The sequence below is a fragment of the Pseudomonas sp. JE3303 genome (assembly GCF_056312565.1).
Genome location: NZ_JBWGIF010000008.1, coordinates 17,018 through 32,553 on the forward strand (window position 1 = coordinate 17,018; position 15,536 = coordinate 32,553).

General features: G+C 63.4%; 17 protein-coding genes. 15 read left to right on the forward strand and 2 right to left on the reverse strand.

The features are described 5' to 3' along the window. Positions 1-70: 70 nt before the first annotated feature. The 6 genes from AC0ZZU_RS12640 to murB are packed head-to-tail and all read left to right on the forward strand — an operon-like array spanning position 71 to position 4,137. Positions 71-706 carry a MotA/TolQ/ExbB proton channel family protein gene (locus AC0ZZU_RS12640; RefSeq protein ID WP_476341090.1) on the forward strand — a complete coding sequence of 212 codons (636 nt, stop codon included), beginning with the start codon at positions 71-73 and terminating at the stop codon, positions 704-706. Next, on the forward strand, positions 703-1,137 hold the full coding sequence (locus tag AC0ZZU_RS12645; protein WP_476341091.1) for an ExbD/TolR family protein: 435 nt from the start codon (positions 703-705) through the stop codon (positions 1,135-1,137). The genes AC0ZZU_RS12640 and AC0ZZU_RS12645 overlap by 4 nt, the downstream gene beginning before the upstream one ends. After that, positions 1,137-2,132 carry a tetraacyldisaccharide 4'-kinase gene (gene lpxK, locus AC0ZZU_RS12650; protein WP_476341092.1) on the forward strand — a complete coding sequence of 332 codons (996 nt, stop codon included), beginning with the start codon at positions 1,137-1,139 and terminating at the stop codon, positions 2,130-2,132. Before AC0ZZU_RS12645 ends, lpxK begins: the two co-directional genes overlap by 1 nt. A gap of 37 nt (positions 2,133-2,169) precedes the next feature. Next, the gene (locus tag AC0ZZU_RS12655; protein ID WP_003247142.1) at positions 2,170-2,355 is read left to right on the forward strand and encodes a Trm112 family protein; all 186 of its coding nucleotides are present in this window, start codon (positions 2,170-2,172) and stop codon (positions 2,353-2,355) included. Continuing rightward, entirely contained in the window at positions 2,352-3,116 is a 765-nt protein-coding gene (gene kdsB / locus AC0ZZU_RS12660; protein WP_476341093.1) for a 3-deoxy-manno-octulosonate cytidylyltransferase, read from the forward strand. The genes AC0ZZU_RS12655 and kdsB overlap by 4 nt, the downstream gene beginning before the upstream one ends. Position 3,117: 1 nt before the next feature. Further along, the gene (murB, locus tag AC0ZZU_RS12665; protein WP_476341095.1) at positions 3,118-4,137 is read left to right on the forward strand and encodes a UDP-N-acetylmuramate dehydrogenase; all 1,020 of its coding nucleotides are present in this window, start codon (positions 3,118-3,120) and stop codon (positions 4,135-4,137) included. A gap of 85 nt (positions 4,138-4,222) precedes the next feature. Here the strand turns inward: murB and rne are convergent, their stop codons facing one another. Further along, positions 4,223-7,456, reverse strand: coding sequence for a ribonuclease E (gene rne, locus AC0ZZU_RS12670; protein ID WP_476341097.1), 3,234 nt, complete (start codon positions 7,454-7,456; stop codon positions 4,223-4,225). Positions 7,457-8,200: 744 nt separating this feature from the next. Here rne and rluC point away from each other — a divergent pair. Genes rluC through AC0ZZU_RS12685 form a run of 3 tightly spaced genes read left to right on the forward strand, consistent with a single transcriptional unit; the run spans position 8,201 to position 10,820 of the window. Continuing rightward, on the forward strand, positions 8,201-9,157 hold the full coding sequence (rluC, locus tag AC0ZZU_RS12675) for a 23S rRNA pseudouridine(955/2504/2580) synthase RluC (RefSeq protein WP_476341099.1): 957 nt from the start codon (positions 8,201-8,203) through the stop codon (positions 9,155-9,157). Next, positions 9,147-9,812 carry an HAD family hydrolase gene (locus tag AC0ZZU_RS12680; RefSeq protein ID WP_476341101.1) on the forward strand — a complete coding sequence of 222 codons (666 nt, stop codon included), beginning with the start codon at positions 9,147-9,149 and terminating at the stop codon, positions 9,810-9,812. The genes rluC and AC0ZZU_RS12680 overlap by 11 nt, the downstream gene beginning before the upstream one ends. A gap of 18 nt (positions 9,813-9,830) precedes the next feature. After that, positions 9,831-10,820, forward strand: coding sequence for a S49 family peptidase (locus tag AC0ZZU_RS12685; RefSeq protein ID WP_476341102.1), 990 nt, complete (start codon positions 9,831-9,833; stop codon positions 10,818-10,820). A 24-nt stretch (positions 10,821-10,844) separates the two neighbouring features. Here the strand turns inward: AC0ZZU_RS12685 and AC0ZZU_RS12690 are convergent, their stop codons facing one another. After that, complete coding sequence (locus AC0ZZU_RS12690) at positions 10,845-11,423, reverse strand: Maf family protein (protein ID WP_476341104.1); 579 nt, start codon at positions 11,421-11,423, stop codon at positions 10,845-10,847. Positions 11,424-11,517: 94 nt separating this feature from the next. Here AC0ZZU_RS12690 and AC0ZZU_RS12695 point away from each other — a divergent pair, with 94 nt between their 5' ends. The 6 genes from AC0ZZU_RS12695 to acpP all read left to right on the forward strand — a co-directional run bounded on the left by AC0ZZU_RS12695 (position 11,518) and on the right by acpP (position 15,517). Continuing rightward, positions 11,518-12,045 (forward strand): YceD family protein, encoded by a 528-nt coding sequence (locus tag AC0ZZU_RS12695; protein ID WP_158458956.1) that lies wholly within the window; start codon positions 11,518-11,520, stop codon positions 12,043-12,045. A gap of 13 nt (positions 12,046-12,058) precedes the next feature. Beyond that, positions 12,059-12,241 carry a 50S ribosomal protein L32 gene (rpmF, locus tag AC0ZZU_RS12700; protein WP_008096416.1) on the forward strand — a complete coding sequence of 61 codons (183 nt, stop codon included), beginning with the start codon at positions 12,059-12,061 and terminating at the stop codon, positions 12,239-12,241. Positions 12,242-12,244: 3 nt separating this feature from the next. Further along, positions 12,245-13,255, forward strand: a complete 1,011-nt coding sequence (plsX, locus tag AC0ZZU_RS12705; RefSeq protein WP_476341106.1) for a phosphate acyltransferase PlsX — start codon at positions 12,245-12,247, stop codon at positions 13,253-13,255. A gap of 128 nt (positions 13,256-13,383) precedes the next feature. Then, positions 13,384-14,322: an ACP S-malonyltransferase gene (gene fabD / locus AC0ZZU_RS12710; RefSeq protein WP_476341107.1), complete on the forward strand. Its 939-nt coding sequence runs from the start codon at positions 13,384-13,386 to the stop codon at positions 14,320-14,322. A 16-nt stretch (positions 14,323-14,338) separates the two neighbouring features. Beyond that, complete coding sequence (gene fabG / locus AC0ZZU_RS12715; protein WP_476341109.1) at positions 14,339-15,079, forward strand: 3-oxoacyl-ACP reductase FabG; 741 nt, start codon at positions 14,339-14,341, stop codon at positions 15,077-15,079. A 201-nt stretch (positions 15,080-15,280) separates the two neighbouring features. Further along, positions 15,281-15,517 (forward strand): acyl carrier protein, encoded by a 237-nt coding sequence (gene acpP, locus AC0ZZU_RS12720; protein WP_476341111.1) that lies wholly within the window; start codon positions 15,281-15,283, stop codon positions 15,515-15,517. Positions 15,518-15,536: the final 19 nt, after the last annotated feature.

Sequence of the window (15,536 nt, forward strand, 5' to 3'; positions counted from 1 at the left end):
CGACCTTCGGCAGATGAGCCCCTCTCGGTCCTATGGTAGAGTGGCGGACTTTTTCAGGGGGATGCTCAACGTGTGGGAATTGGTCAAGTCCGGTGGTTGGATGATGGTGCCGATCATTCTGAGTTCCATCGCTGCCATGGCTATTGTTGCTGAACGTCTGTGGACCCTGCGCGCCAGCCGCGTGACGCCGCCCCATCTGCTTGGCCAGGTATGGATCTGGATCAAGGACAAGCAGCTCACCGGCGAAAAGCTCAAGGCGCTGCGTGCCGATTCGCCACTGGGCGAGATCCTCGCCGCGGGGCTGGCCAACTCCCGGCACGGCCGCGAGATCATGAAGGAATGCATCGAGGAGGCCGCCTCCCGGGTCATCCACGACATGGAGCGCTACATCAGCGCTCTGGGCACCATCGCCGCGATGGCGCCGTTGCTCGGCCTGCTCGGTACGGTGCTGGGCATGATCGATATCTTCAGTGCCTTCATGGGCTCGCAGATGACGGCCAATGCCGCAGTACTGGCCGGGGGTATCTCCAAGGCCCTGGTCACGACTGCGGCCGGCCTGATGGTGGGCATCCCGGCGGTGTTCTTCCACCGTTTCCTGCTGCGCCGCATCGATGAGCTGGTGGTGGGCATGGAGCAAGAAGCGATCAAGCTGGTCGAGGTGATTCAAGGCGATCGTGAAGTCGAAGTGGCCGGAGGCAAGGCGTGAAGTTCCGGCGCAACCGACAGCGCGAGAATGTGGATATCAACCTGGCGTCGTTGATCGACGTGGTCTTCGTCCTGCTGCTGTTCTTCGTGGTCACCACCACCTTCACCCGCGAGACGCAGCTGCGCGTCGAACTGCCCGAGGCCGCCAGCGCCACGGCAGCGACGGACGAGCAGGGCAAGCAGGTCGAAATCACCATCAGCGCCGAGGGCGTCTACTCGGTGAACAACAACCTGCTGCCCAAGAGCGACCTGGCGACCCTGAGCGAGGCGATCGAGCAGGCGTCCGCTGGGGATCACCAGTTGCCGCTGTCGATCAGCGCTGACGGCAAGACGCCGCACCAGGCCGTGGTCACTGCTATGGATGCCGCCGGCAAGCTCGGCTTCAGCCAACTGCGCATGACCACCGTCGAGGCGGCCCAGGGGACGCCTTGATGGCCTTCGCCGACCGCCTGCTCGCCGCCTGGTACACCGGACACCCCGCGCTGGCGCTGCTGCGTCCTCTGGAATCGCTGTACCGCAAGGTCGTCCAGCGCAAGCGCGCACGTTTTCTCAACGGCGAGAGTCCAAGCTACCGCGCCCCGGTCCCGGTGGTGGTGGTGGGCAATATCACTGTCGGGGGGACCGGCAAGACGCCGATGATCCTCTGGCTGATCGAGCATTGCCGAGCCCGGGGGCTGCGCGTTGGCGTGGTCAGCCGGGGCTATGGCGCCAAGCCGCCGGAGCTGCCCTGGCGGGTCAGGGCCGAGCAGCCTGCCGAGCAGGCAGGCGATGAGCCATTGCTGATTGTCCAGCGCACCCAAGTGCCGCTGATGATCGATCCGGACCGCTCGCGGGCCGTGCAGGCGCTGCTGGAATGCGAGCCCCTCGACCTGATCCTGTGTGACGATGGCATGCAGCATTACCGCCTCGCCCGTGACCTTGAGCTGGTGCTGATCGACGCCGCCCGCGGGCTTGGCAATGGCCGCTGCCTGCCGGCCGGGCCGTTGCGCGAACCGGTGGAGCGCCTGGCCGAAGCCGACGCGGTACTATTCAACGGCGCATCGGCCGACCGCGACCAGGGCTTCGCATTCAGCCTCCGCCCCGTGGCCTTAGTCAATGTACGCACCGGCGAGCGCCGCGGCCTTGACCTCTTTCCCGCGGGCCAGGCGCTGCACGCCGTGGCCGGCATCGGCAATCCCCAGCGTTTCTTCGATACCCTGCAAGGGCTAGACTGGCAGCCGATACCGCATCCTTTCGCGGACCATGCGCAGTTCAGCGCGGAGAGCCTGGCGTTCAACCCGGCGCTGCCGCTGGTCATGACTGAAAAGGACGCGGTGAAATGCCGGGTCTTCGCGGCCGACGACTGGTGGTACCTGGCAGTGGACGCTGTGCCTTCCCCGGCCTTTGTCGGCTGGTTTGACGCGCAGCTCAAGCGCTTGCTTCCCTGACTTTTCATTTTCCGGCCGATGGCCTCAAGGACTTTCCATGGACACCAAACTGCTCGATATCCTTGCCTGCCCGATCACCAAGGGTCCGCTCAAGCTCAGCGCCGACAAGACCGAGCTGATCAGCAAGGGCGCAGGCCTTGCCTACCCGATCCGTGACGGCATCCCGGTGATGCTCGAAAGCGAAGCACGTACCCTGACCGACGACGAGCGCCTGGACAAATGAGCCTGGATTTCACCGTGGTGATTCCTGCCCGCCTGCGCTCGACGCGCCTGCCGGGCAAGCCGCTGCTGCTGATCGCCGGCAAGCCCATGATCCAGCATGTCTGGGAGCAGGCCTGCAAAAGCGCGGCCAGCCGCGTGGTCATCGCCACCGATGACGCCGGCATCCTCGAAGCCTGCAAGGCTTTCGGCGCCGAAGCGTTGATGACCCGCAGCGATCACGAGTCGGGCACTGACCGCCTGGCAGAGGTTGCCGCGCAGCTGGGTCTTGCAGCAGATGCCATCGTGGTCAACGTGCAGGGCGACGAGCCGCTCATTCCAGCCGTGATCATCGACCAGGTGGCGGCCAACCTGGCGGCGCACCCAGAAGCTGGAATCGCCACGCTGGCGGAGCCGATCGATGAGCCTGAGGTGGTCTTCAACCCCAATGCCGTCAAGGTGGTCAGCGACCGTAATGGCCTGGCCCTGACCTTCAGCCGTGCGCCCTTGCCGTGGGCCCGGGACGTCTTCGCCAAAGAACGTGACGTGCTGCCAGAGGGCGTGCCTTATCGTCGGCACATTGGCATGTACGCTTATCGCGCCGGTTTTCTGCATGACTTCGTCAGCTGGGGTCCATGCTGGCTCGAGCAGACCGAGTCGCTGGAGCAGCTCCGGGCCCTGTGGCATGGCGTGCGGATCCACGTCGCCGATGCCATCGAGGCCCCGCCAGTAGGCGTGGACACCCCCGAAGACCTGGAGCGCGTGCGGCGCTTGCTGGAGGCCTGAGGTGACTGCGCAGTGGCAGGAACAAGTGTCCCTCAAGCCTTACAACAGTTTCGGCATCGACGTGAAGGCGCGGTACTTCACCCAGGTGCGCGACGACGTAGAGGTCCGCCAGGCCCTGGCGGGCGCCGCTGCGGAGGATGTCCCCGTGCTGGTGATCGGCGGGGGCAGCAACCTGCTGCTCACCGGTGACGTTCAGGCATTGGTCATGCACATGGCCAGCCGCGGGCTTCGTGTGCTTGAAGACGATGGCGAGCGGGTAGTGGTGGAGGCCGAGGCCGGTGAGCCTTGGCATCCCTTCGTGCAGTGGGCTTTGCGCCAGGGCCTTGCCGGCCTGGAAAACCTCAGCCTGATCCCTGGCACCGTCGGCGCGGCGCCAATGCAGAACATCGGTGCCTACGGCGTGGAGATCAAGGATGTGTTCGCCGGGCTGACCGCGCTGGACCGCCATAGCGGCGAGATCCGTGAATTCACCCTGGAAGAATGTGCATTCGCCTACCGCGACAGTATGTTCAAGCGCAATCCAGGCCGCTGGCTGATCCTGCGCGTGCGCTTTGCCTTGCACCGCACTCTGCAGGCGCATCTGGAATACGGCCCGGTGCGCCAGCGCTTGCGCGAGCAGGGCATCAAGCAGCCGACGGCGCAGGCCATCAGCGACTCGATCTGTGCCATTCGCCGGGAAAAACTGCCTGATCCGGCCGAGCTGGGGAATGCGGGCAGCTTCTTCAAGAATCCAGTGGTATCGGTGGCGTTGGCGGAGCGGATTCGCGAGAAGCATCCGGGCGTGGTGGCTTATCCCCAGGGAGATGACCAGGTCAAGCTTGCGGCCGGCTGGCTGATCGAGCAGGCTGGATGGAAGGGTTACCGTGAGGGTGATGCCGGTGTGCACCGCTTGCAGGCGCTGGTGCTCGTCAATCATGGCCAGGCCACGGGTGAGCAGTTGCATGGGCTGGCGTGCAAGATCCAGGCGGATATCCACGAGCGCTTTGGCGTGGAGCTGGAGATGGAGCCGAATCTGTACTGAGCACCATCATTCCAGGAATGCGGTGACAGATATGAAAAAGCCCCGCCAGTGCGAACTGGCGGGGCTTTTTATTCAGCGTGGGGCATCAACCGTGTGGTTTGTGCTCTTCGGCCGAGGCCATTGCAGCAGCCTCGGCTTCACGCTTGCGGCGACGCACTTCACGCGGGTCGTTGGGTGCACGGCCATTCGGCAGGAAGCCGGTAGCAGCTTCCTGGGCCGCAGGCTCTTCAACAGGTGCAGGCTCGACAGCTACCGGCGCCTCTTCGACCGCTTCTGGTTGTACTTCGACAACCGGAGTTGGCGTTTCAACGGTTTCAACGACAGGGGCTTGGTCGACTGGCGCTTCAGCAGTCTCGGCCTGGAAAGCCTCAGCCTGGGCCACTGCTGGTTCGGCGGCAGGGGCTTCTTCGGCCGGGGCCTCGAACACCGGTGCTTCCACAACTGGCTCTGGCACCACTTCGACTACTGGCTCGGCGCTCGGCTCGATCACGACAACCGGCTCGCTGACAGGCTGCTCGACCACTGGGGTGGCGGCAACTTCATCTGCGGCAGTCACGGCTTCGGCCGGAACGATTTCGACAGCAGGTTCAGCGCGCTCGGTTTCAACAGCTTGGGCTTCAGCAGGTTCAGCCTGGCCGGTCGCCTCGGTGGCGCGCTCGGCTTGCTGGTGAGCTTGGGCTTCGGCATTGGCGCTGATGTTGCTGGTGGCAACGGCAGCGGTCACCGCCAGGCCTGCAGCCAGTTCGGCACCCAGGTCGGCAGGCTTGGGCTGCTCGTTCTGGCCTTCGTCGGTGCCTTCAGCATTGCCTTCTGCTTCACCGCCTTCGATCAGGTCACCGTTGGCATCGCGTTGACGCTCGCGGCGGTTGCTGCGGCGACGCTGGCCGCGGGAGCGACGGCGTGGGCGTTCGCCCTCGGCACCTTCCTGCTGGTCGTCCTGCAACAGCTCTTCGTTCGGCAGTTGCTCTTCGGCAGCCTCTTCAACCAGTTCGGCGGATTGTGGCTGCTGCTCTTCACGCGGTGGACGCGGCTGGCGCTCTTCGCGAGGAGCACGTTCTTCACGGGCAGGTCGCTCTTCACGGGCAGCACGTTCTTCGCGAGGTACACGTTCCTCACGCGGGGCACGCTCTTCACGAGGTGCGCGTTCTTCACGCGGGGCGCGCTCTTCGCGGGCTACACGCTCTTCACGCGGGGCACGCTCCTCACGAGGTTGACGCTCTTCGCGGGCAGCGGGGGTGGCGTCCAGCGGTTCGCGCAGTTCGCGCACACGTTCTTCACGGTTACCGCGACGCTCGTCACGCGCCTGGCGTGGCTGGCGTTCTTCGCGCGGAGCGCGCTCTTCACGAGGTGCACGTTCCTCTCGAGGGGCACGCTCTTCGCGGGCTGCGCGTTCTTCACGCGGGGCACGCTCCTCGCGCGGCTGACGCTCTTCACGCGGGGCACGCTCGGCACGCTCTTCGCGCGGCTTGCGCTCGTCGTCGCGGCGGCCACCGCGGTTGCGGCTCTGCTGGCGGCCGTTGCGGCGCTCTTCGTTGCGCTGCGGACGCTCGGCGGCAGGCTTCTCGGCGACGGCAGGGGCGGCGACAGGCTCTTCCTTGGCAGCGAACAGGCTGACCAGCGACTTCACCAGGCCTTTGAACAGGCTTGGCTCAGGGAGGGCTGCCGGGGCAGGCGCCACAGGAGCGGCAGGCTGCGGCTCGGGGGTGGCAGGCATCGGGGCGTTGGCGCGGGCCGGGGCGGTCTTGACCGCGGCTTCCTGGCGAACCAGGGTGCGGGTGGCGGCGGTCTGTGGAACCTCTTCGACCTCCGCTGCGGCAATCTCGTAGCTCGATTGGGCGTTCAGCGCTTCGGGATTGTCGTCGCGCAGGCGCTGGACTTCGAAGTGCGGGGTTTCGAGGTGGTCGTTCGGCAGGATGATGATCCGCGCACGGGTGCGCAGTTCGATCTTGGTGATCGAGTTGCGCTTTTCGTTGAGCAGGAAGGCGGCTACCGGGATCGGCACCAGGGCGCGAACCTCGGCGGTGCGGTCCTTCAGGGCTTCTTCTTCGATCAGGCGCAGGATCGCCAGCGACAGGGACTCGACGTCACGGATGATGCCGGTGCCGCTGCAGCGCGGGCAGACGATGCCGCTGCTTTCGCCGAGGGAAGGGCGCAGGCGCTGGCGAGACATTTCCAGCAGGCCGAAGCGCGAAATGCGGCCGACCTGGACGCGGGCGCGGTCGGCCTCGAGGCACTCGCGCACCTTTTCTTCGACGGCGCGCTGGTTCTTGGCCGGGGTCATGTCGATGAAGTCGATGACGATCAGGCCGCCGATGTCACGCAGGCGCAGCTGGCGGGCAATTTCTTCAGCCGCTTCCAGGTTGGTCTGCAGGGCGGTCTCCTCGATGTCGCTGCCTTTGGTGGCGCGCGCCGAGTTGATGTCGATCGAGACAAGGGCTTCGGTCGGGTCGATGACGATCGAGCCGCCCGACGGCAGGTCGACCACGCGCTGGAAGGCGGTCTCGATCTGGCTTTCGATCTGGAAGCGGTTGAACAGCGGGACGCTGTCTTCGTACAGCTTGACCTTGCTGGCGTACTGCGGCATCACCTGGCGGATGAAGGTCAGGGCTTCTTCCTGGGCGTCGATGCTGTCGATCAGCACTTCGCCGATGTCCTGGCGCAGGTAGTCGCGGATGGCGCGGATGATGACGTTGCTTTCCTGGTAGATCAGGAACGGCGCGGCGCGGTCGAGGGAGGCTTCCTTGATGGCGGTCCACAGTTGCAGCAGGTAGTCCAGGTCCCACTGCATCTCTTCGCTGCTGCGGCCCAGGCCTGCAGTGCGGACGATCAGGCCCATGTCGGCAGGGGCAACCAGGCCATTGAGGGCTTCGCGCAGTTCGTTGCGCTCTTCGCCTTCGATGCGGCGGGAGATGCCACCGGCGCGCGGGTTGTTCGGCATCAGCACCAGGTAACGGCCAGCCAGGCTGATGAAGGTGGTCAGGGCCGCGCCCTTGTTGCCACGCTCTTCTTTCTCGACCTGGACAATGACTTCCTGGCCTTCGCTCAGGACTTCCTTGATGTTGACGCGGCCCTCGGGGGCTTTCTTGAAGTACTCGCGGGAGATTTCCTTCAGCGGCAGGAAGCCGTGACGCTCGGAGCCGAAGTCGACGAAGGCGGCTTCGAGGCTGGGTTCGATGCGAGTGATCTTGCCCTTGTAGATGTTGGCTTTTTTCTGCTCACGCGCGCCAGACTCGATGTCCAGGTCGTACAGACGTTGACCGTCCACCAGAGCTACACGCAACTCTTCGGGTTGAGTTGCGTTAATCAGCATTCTTTTCATGTAGTACCGTCGGTTTCCGGGCTGCCGGAAACGGCGTTCGGCACACACGACTTCTCATGGTCGGTGTCAGGGTGCGCAAAGGGTGGCGAGCCACCCCCGTGTCCAGCAACGTTCAGTACCGACTGGTTGCCCAGTGCTGCCGAAGTCGCGACGACGCGTCCTGCTTGCTGTTGTGCCAGATGCACTCAGTCAGGAGGAGGAATCAGCCTTCGGCCGTGGACACCCTTGGGGCATCTTGATCAAGACCGGGTCCGCTCGCCGGGCCAAACAGTGGCCGGTGGCCGGACGCGGTACTACACGGTCCGATGGTTGTGCATCTCCACCCTACACGTATCCCTGATAATCGGGTGCTGCCGCGCGCTGAATCCGCAACGGGTTGCATTTATCGCCATCTCCTACAGGGAGCTGGCGCATTCATGTCCAAGGCAGGTATTTCCGAAGCATTCGCCTGGGCTGCGTGGAAACGACGGTGCTGGCTGAGTACAGCGAAAAAGAACAGGTAAGGGGGTGAAACACCGCTCTTGTCGTTTTTTTTCGGTCTTCCGAACTCGGCGCTGGTGGCGATTCCAGGCATTCCGTAAACTGGCAAAAACCCCGTCGGACGGCCTCGCGTCCTGGTGAATTGCGTTGGCCAGGGCCGGCGCTGTGCCATGTGCCGCTGACCTACCGCTTTTGGCGGCGTTCGCGACTATAGCAGCAATCATTAAGTGCTTCAAATCCATCAAAAATTGTTATGATTCCCAAATGACGACCAATACCCCTCCGACCTCCGGCGTGAAGCTGATCGAGGTCGCGCCGGAACTTGCCGGCCAGCGCATCGACAATTTTCTCATTACCGCGCTCAAGGGCGTGCCCAAGACCTTGATCTACCGCATATTGCGCAAGGGCGAGGTGCGGGTGAACAAAGGCCGCATCAAGCCTGAGTACAAGTTGCAGGCGGGTGACATCGTGCGCGTGCCGCCGGTGCGCCTGCCCGAGCGCGACGAGCCGGCGCCCGTGGCCCAGGGCCTGTTGCAGCGCCTGGAGGCCGCCATTGTCTATGAAGACAAGGCGCTCATCGTGCTCAACAAGCCAGCGGGTATCGCCGTGCATGGCGGCAGTGGCTTGAGCTTCGGCGTGATCGAGGCGTTGCGCCAGATGCGTCCGGACGCCAAGGAGCTGGAGCTGGTGCATCGCCTCGACCGCGACACGTCCGGCCTGCTCATGATCGCCAAGAAACGCAGCATGCTGCGCCACTTGCACGCTGCCCTGCGGGGTGATGGCGTCGACAAGCGCTACATGGCCCTGGTCCGTGGGCACTGGGCGAGCGCCAAGAAGCAGGTGAACGCGCCGCTGCAGAAGAGCAATCTTCGCTCGGGCGAGCGCATGGTCGAGATCAACGACGAGGGCAAGGAGGCCCTGACGCTGTTCCGCGTGCTCCGCCGTTTTGGTGAGTTCGCGACCCTGGTCGAGGCGCGCCCCATCACCGGCCGTACCCACCAGATTCGCGTGCATGCCTTGCATGCCGGGCACTGCATCGCCGGTGACAGCAAGTACGGCGACGAAGATTTCAGCCGTGAGATCCGCGAGCTCGGTGGCAAGCGCCTGTTCCTGCATGCCTATGCGCTGACCGTGCCGCTGCCTGACGGCGGGCAATTGAAGGTCGAGGCGCCGGTGGATGAAATGTGGGCCAAGACTGTGGAGCGGCTGAGTGCATCCTGATTACGACCTTCTGATTTTCGACTGGGACGGCACGCTCGCCGACTCCATCGGCCGTATTGTCCTGGCGATGAACACGGCGGCCGAGCGCGCTGGAGAGGCGCCGAGTGCCGAAGAAGCGGTGAAGGGCATCATCGGCCTGGCGCTGGCCGAAGCGATCAGCGTGCTTTATCCGCATCTTGATGCGGATCAGGTCGCGAGCTTCCGCCAGCACTATGCCGACATCTATATGGCCCTGGACGTGCAGCCTTCGCCACTGTTCGAGGGTGTGACCGAGGCGCTCGAAACGTTTCGCACCGAGGGTTACCGACTGGCGGTAGCCACCGGCAAGGCCCGTCGCGGACTTGACCGTGTGCTGCGCGCCAACGGCTGGGAAGGTTATTTCGATATCACCCGCGCCGCCGACGAAAGCCGCGGCAAGCCTCACCCGCAGATGCTCGAGGAGATCCTGGCCCACTGCCAGGTAGAACCGGGGCGGGCGCTGATGGTCGGAGATTCATCGTTCGACCTGTTGATGGCCCGCAACGCGGGCATGCATTGTGTCGCGGTCGGCTACGGTGCGATGTCGCTGCAGGCTCTGAGCGAGTTCGGCCCTCAGCTGTGCATCGATCATTTTTCGCAATTGCGCGACTGGCTGGGCCAGCATCGCGCACGCTAACGTCCAAGGTAGGTGAGCATGACCGACGAATGGAAGGCACCCGAATCCGAACCCGGGGAGCGGGAAGAGCGCAAGAGCTGGATACTGCTGGAGAAAACCCTGCTGGCTGGTGTGCAGGAGCAGCGCCGCGCTCGGCGCTGGGGCATCTTCTTCAAGCTGCTCACCTTCGTCTACCTGATCGGCGTCCTGGCGCTGTTCTCGCCCCTGATGAGCTTCGACAAGGCTGCATCGCGAAGCGCCAGTCATACCGCCTTGGTCGAAGTGCGCGGGATGATCGCCGATCAGGAGCCGGCCAGCGCCGACAACATCATTTCCGGCCTGCGTGATGCCTTCAAGGACGAGAAGACCAAGGCGGTGATCCTGCGGATCAACAGTCCGGGAGGCAGTCCGGTGCAGTCAGGCTATATCTATGACGAAATTCGCCGCCTGCGCGCCGAGTATCCTGGCATCAAGCTGTATGCGGTGATCAGCGACCTGGGTGCGTCCGGTGCCTATTACATTGCCAGTGCGGCCGATGAGATCTACGCCGACAAGGCCAGCCTGGTGGGCTCCATTGGTGTCACGGCGGCCGGCTACGGGTTCGTTGGTACCATGGAGAAGCTGGGCGTCGAGCGGCGCACCTACACCGCGGGTGAGCACAAGGCGTTCCTCGATCCCTTCCAGCCGCAGAAGCCGGAAGAGACTGCCTTCTGGCAGCAAGTGCTGGAAACCACCCATCGCCAGTTCATCGCCAGCGTCAAGCAGGGCCGTGGCGAGCGCTTGAAGGACAAGGAAAATCCCGAGCTGTTCAGTGGCCTGATCTGGTCGGGCGAGCAAGCCAAGGGCCTGGGCCTGGTAGACGGCCTGGGCAGCGCCAGTTACGTGGCCCGCGACGTGATCGGGGAGAAGACCATTGTCGACTTCACCGTTCAGGAGTCGCCGCTGGACCGCTTCTCCAAGCGCCTTGGCGCCAGCGTGGCCGAGCGCCTGGCCATGTGGATGGGCTTCCAGGGGCCGTCGCTGCGCTAGTTTTCCGCGAGAGGGAGGGGTGGGCTACGGTACCTGAACCCCCTCCTTGATCAACATGTCCACCAGCCTGATCAGCGGCAGCCCTACCAGGCTCGTTGCATCTGGCCCGTGGGTGCTCTGGAACAGGCTTACGCCCAATCCCTCCGCCTTGAAGCTGCCTGCGCAGTCATAGGGCTGCTCGGCCGCCAGGTAGCGTTCGATGCGCGGCAGGTCCAGCTCGCGCAGGTTGACGGTAAAAGGCACGCAGTCGACCTGGCATTGGCCGGTGGCACTGTTGAGCAGGGCAAGGCCGGTCAGGAAGGTGACGTGCTGCCCGCTGGCTGCCAGCAGCTGCTCGCACGCCCGGTCGTGATCATGTGGCTTGCCGAGGATCTGTTCGCCAAGGACCGCTACCTGGTCGGAGCCAATGATCAGGTGCCCGGGATGGCTCCCGGCCAGCGCCTCGGCCTTCTGCCGCGACAGGCGCCGGACCAGCTCGATGGCCGGTTCGTCGGGCAGCCGCTGTTCGTCTATGTCGGGGCTTGCCCAGCTGAAGGGCAGGCGCAGGCGCTGCAGCAGTTCGCGCCGGTAGGGAGAGCTGGACGCCAGTAACAAGGGAAGCATGATGGACTCCTGGTCAGTTATCCGATTCTAACATGGCTAATGTTGCCGAATTTCCTTTGACAGGGGCGGGGGGCATCCCTAGAATGCTGCGCCTATGTTGAATGACCCGATTCCACCTCACGTTGACCCGCGCAAATTGGCTGATCGCGGCGTAACCCTTCAGGGTTCGCTTCCGCTCGCCGATTTGAAAAGACTCTGCGACCCGCTTTCCGACACTGTCGGTACGGTGCAGGCGAAGTTCGATTTTGAACGAGATGAACAGAAGACTGTGGTGTTCCACAGTGAGCTGGACGTCGAGGTCAAAATGGTTTGCCAGCGTTGTCTTGAGCTGGTCACCCTGCCGATCCACAGCGAAAGTACTTACGCTGTGGTGAAGGAGGGTGCGAATACCCAGTCGTTGCCGAAAGGCTATGACGTGCTGGAACTGGGCGAAGATCCTTTGGATCTGCAGGCCCTGATCGAGGAAGAGCTGCTACTTGCCCTCCCGATCGTGCCTGCTCATCATCCGGAAGAATGCCAGCAGCCGGCGGGCGCCGATGAGCCCGAACCGAGCAAGGACGAGGTATCGCGGTCCAACCCGTTCAGTGTTTTGGCGCAGTTAAAGCGTGACCCAAACGTTTAGGAGTTAATCAATTATGGCTGTTCAGCAGAACAAAAAATCCCGCTCTGCCCGTGACATGCGCCGTTCGCACGACGCCCTGTCGGAAAACGCGCTGTCGGTAGAGAAAAGCACCGGTGAAGTTCACCTGCGTCACCACGTATCGCCAGAAGGCGTATACCGTGGCCGTAAAGTGATCGACAAGGGCGCTGACGAGTAATCCTTGTCCGCTCAGATCATCGCGATCGACGCAATGGGCGGGGACTTCGGTCCCCGCAGCATTGTCCAGGCGAGTATCGCCTGCCTCTCGGCTACACCCTCGCTTCACCTGGTCCTCGTCGGCCAACCTTCCCTGCTTGAATCTCTTGTCGCTGGCCAATCGGCAGCCGACCGCGCACGCCTGCAAATCGTTGCAGCCAGTGAAGTCATCGGCATGGACGAGCGCCCCTCCCAGGCATTGCGTGGCAAGCCCGACTCCTCGATGCGCGTGGCCCTTGAGCTGGTACGTGACGGCAAGGCCCAGGCCTGCGTGAGTGCAGGCAATACCGGTGCCCTGATGGCCCTGTCGCGCTTCGTGCTCAAGACCTTGCCAGGGATTGACCGGCCGGCGATGGTCGCCGCCATCCCGACCCAGTCCGGGTATTGTCAACTGCTGGATCTGGGCGCGAACGTCGACTGTACTGCCGAAAACCTCTACCAGTTCGCCGTCATGGGCTCGGTGGCTGCCCAGGCGCTGGGGATCAGCCGGCCACGGGTGGCATTGCTCAATGTGGGCATCGAAGACATAAAGGGCAACCAGCAGGTCAAGCTCGCGGCGAGCCTGCTGCAAAACGCCCGTGGGCTGAACTACACTGGCTTCGTCGAGGGCGACGGGCTGTACCGGGGCGAGGCCGATGTGGTGGTGTGCGACGGTTTTGTCGGCAATATCCTGCTCAAGTCCAGCGAAGGCCTTGCGACCATGATCGCTGCGCGCATCGAGGCCTTGTTCAAGGGTGGGCTGATGGCCCGTGCCGCAGGGGCCATGGCCATGCCGCTGCTCAAGCGGCTGCGGGCCGACCTGGCGCCCGCGCGGCATAATGGAGCGAGCTTCCTGGGTTTGCAGGGGATTGTCATCAAGAGTCATGGCTCAGCCGGCGTCCAAGGCTTGCAGAGCGCCATCCAGCGCGCCCTGATCGAGATTCAGGAAAACCTGCCACAGCGCCTGCATGGGCGCCTCGAAGACCTTTTGCTTTAGGTCTGGCGGCGGGGAATGGTTAAATGTGACCCGTTGGTCTGCGTTCTCATCAAAGTTTTCAGATTTCGCGTCCCGCCGTTGGCTGGGCGTGCCGTATTTCGAACCAAAGATCATTAGGGGCTTGTTCAATGTCTGCATCCCTCGCATTCGTCTTTCCTGGTCAAGGTTCCCAGTCGCTGGGCATGCTCGCAGAGCTGGGTGACCAGTACCCGCTGGTCATCGAGACCTTCAAGGAAGCTTCCGAGGCCCTGGGCTACGACCTGTGGGCACTGATCCAGAACGGCCCGGAAGCGCAACTCAATCAAACCGACAAGACCCAGCCGGCCATCCTGACCGCTTCGATCGCCCTGTGGCGCCTGTGGCAGTCTCAGGGCGGCGCGCAGCCGGCGTTCGTTTCGGGTCACAGTCTGGGCGAATACAGCGCCCTGGTTGCGGCGGGCAGCCTGACGCTCAAGGACGCCGTTCGCCTGGTCGAGCGCCGTGGCCAGCTGATGCAAGAAGCTGTGCCGGCCGGGCAGGGCGCCATGGCGGCGATCCTGGGCCTGGACGACGCCGACGTCGTCGCCATTTGCGCGCAAGCGGCGGAGGGTGAGGTGGTCAGCGCAGTCAACTTCAACTCCCCTGGTCAAGTGGTCATTGCTGGTGCCAAGGCTGCTGTCGAGCGTGCCATGGAGGCTTGCAAGGCCAAGGGCGCCAAGCGTGCCCTGCCATTGCCGGTGAGCGTACCCTCGCACTGCGAACTGATGCGCCCGGCGGCGGAGCGCTTCGCCGACTCGGTCAATGCGATCGACTGGAAGGCGCCACAGATTCCAGTGGTGCAGAATGTCAGCGCCGCGGTCGCAACCGACCTGGATACCCTCAAGCGCGACCTGCTGGAACAGCTGTACAAGCCAGTACGCTGGGTCGAGTGTGTGCAGACCCTGGCGGCGCAAGGCGCTGTTCAACTGGTCGAGTGCGGTCCTGGCAAGGTTCTTGCTGGCCTTAACAAGCGTTGCGCAGACGGTGTCACCACCTACAACCTCAATACCCCTGACGCCTTCGCCGCCACTGTCGCGGCGCTGGCTTGAACTTGGAGACACTTGCATGAGCCTGCAAGGTAAAGTTGCACTGGTCACCGGCGCAAGCCGTGGCATTGGCCAGGCCATCGCCCTGGAATTGGGCCGCCTGGGTGCTACCGTCATCGGTACCGCCACCTCCGCCTCCGGGGCCGAGCGCATTGCCGCCACCCTGAAGGAGCACGGCATCGCCGGTACGGGCCTTGAGCTGAACGTGACCAGCGCCGAATCTGTCGCAGCGACCTTGGCGACTATCCAGGAGCAGTTCGGAGCGCCAGCGATTCTGGTCAACAACGCCGGCATCACCCGCGACAACCTCATGCTGCGCATGAAGGACGACGAGTGGTTCGACGTGGTCGATACCAACCTCAACAGCCTGTACCGCCTGTCCAAGGCCGTCTTGCGCGGCATGACCAAGGCCCGCTGGGGCCGGATCATCAGCATCGGTTCGGTGGTAGGTGCCATGGGCAATGTCGGCCAGGTCAACTATGCTGCTGCCAAGGCAGGCCTGGAAGGCTTCAGCCGCGCCCTGGCGCGTGAAGTCGGTTCGCGTGGCATCACCGTGAACTCGGTGACCCCTGGCTTCATCGACACTGACATGACCCGCGAGCTGCCCGAAGCGCAGCGCGAGGGTCTGCTGACCCAGGTTCCTCTGGGCCGCCTGGGTCAGGCAGATGAAATCGCCAAGGTGGTCGCCTTCCTGGCTTCCGATGGCGCAGCCTACGTTACCGGCGCGACAGTGCCGGTCAATGGCGGGATGTACATGTAACCTTGCAACTGAATGTGACGGATTGCTTCAAAAAAGAGTCATACTCGGAGCTTAAAATCCGTTATAAAGCTGCAACCAGATTCCCGGCAGAGGGTGAGTGTCAGGTTCGAGGCGCGTTATGCTTGAAAAGCAGGCGTCTTTCTATAAACTTGCACACCGGCCAGCTGCCTGACATATGTCCTTTAGGAGTGAAAACTAGGTATGAGCACCATCGAAGAACGCGTCAAGAAAATCGTTGCCGAGCAACTGGGCGTCAAAGAAGACGAAGTCAAGAACAGCTCTTCCTTCGTAGAAGACCTGGGTGCTGACTCGCTTGACACCGTTGAGCTGGTGATGGCTCTGGAAGAGGAATTCGAAACCGAGATTCCTGACGAAGAAGCCGAGAAGATCACTACCGTTCAAGCGGCTATCGACTACGTCACCGCCCACCAGGCTTAAGACGTTTGTAGTCGTCGTT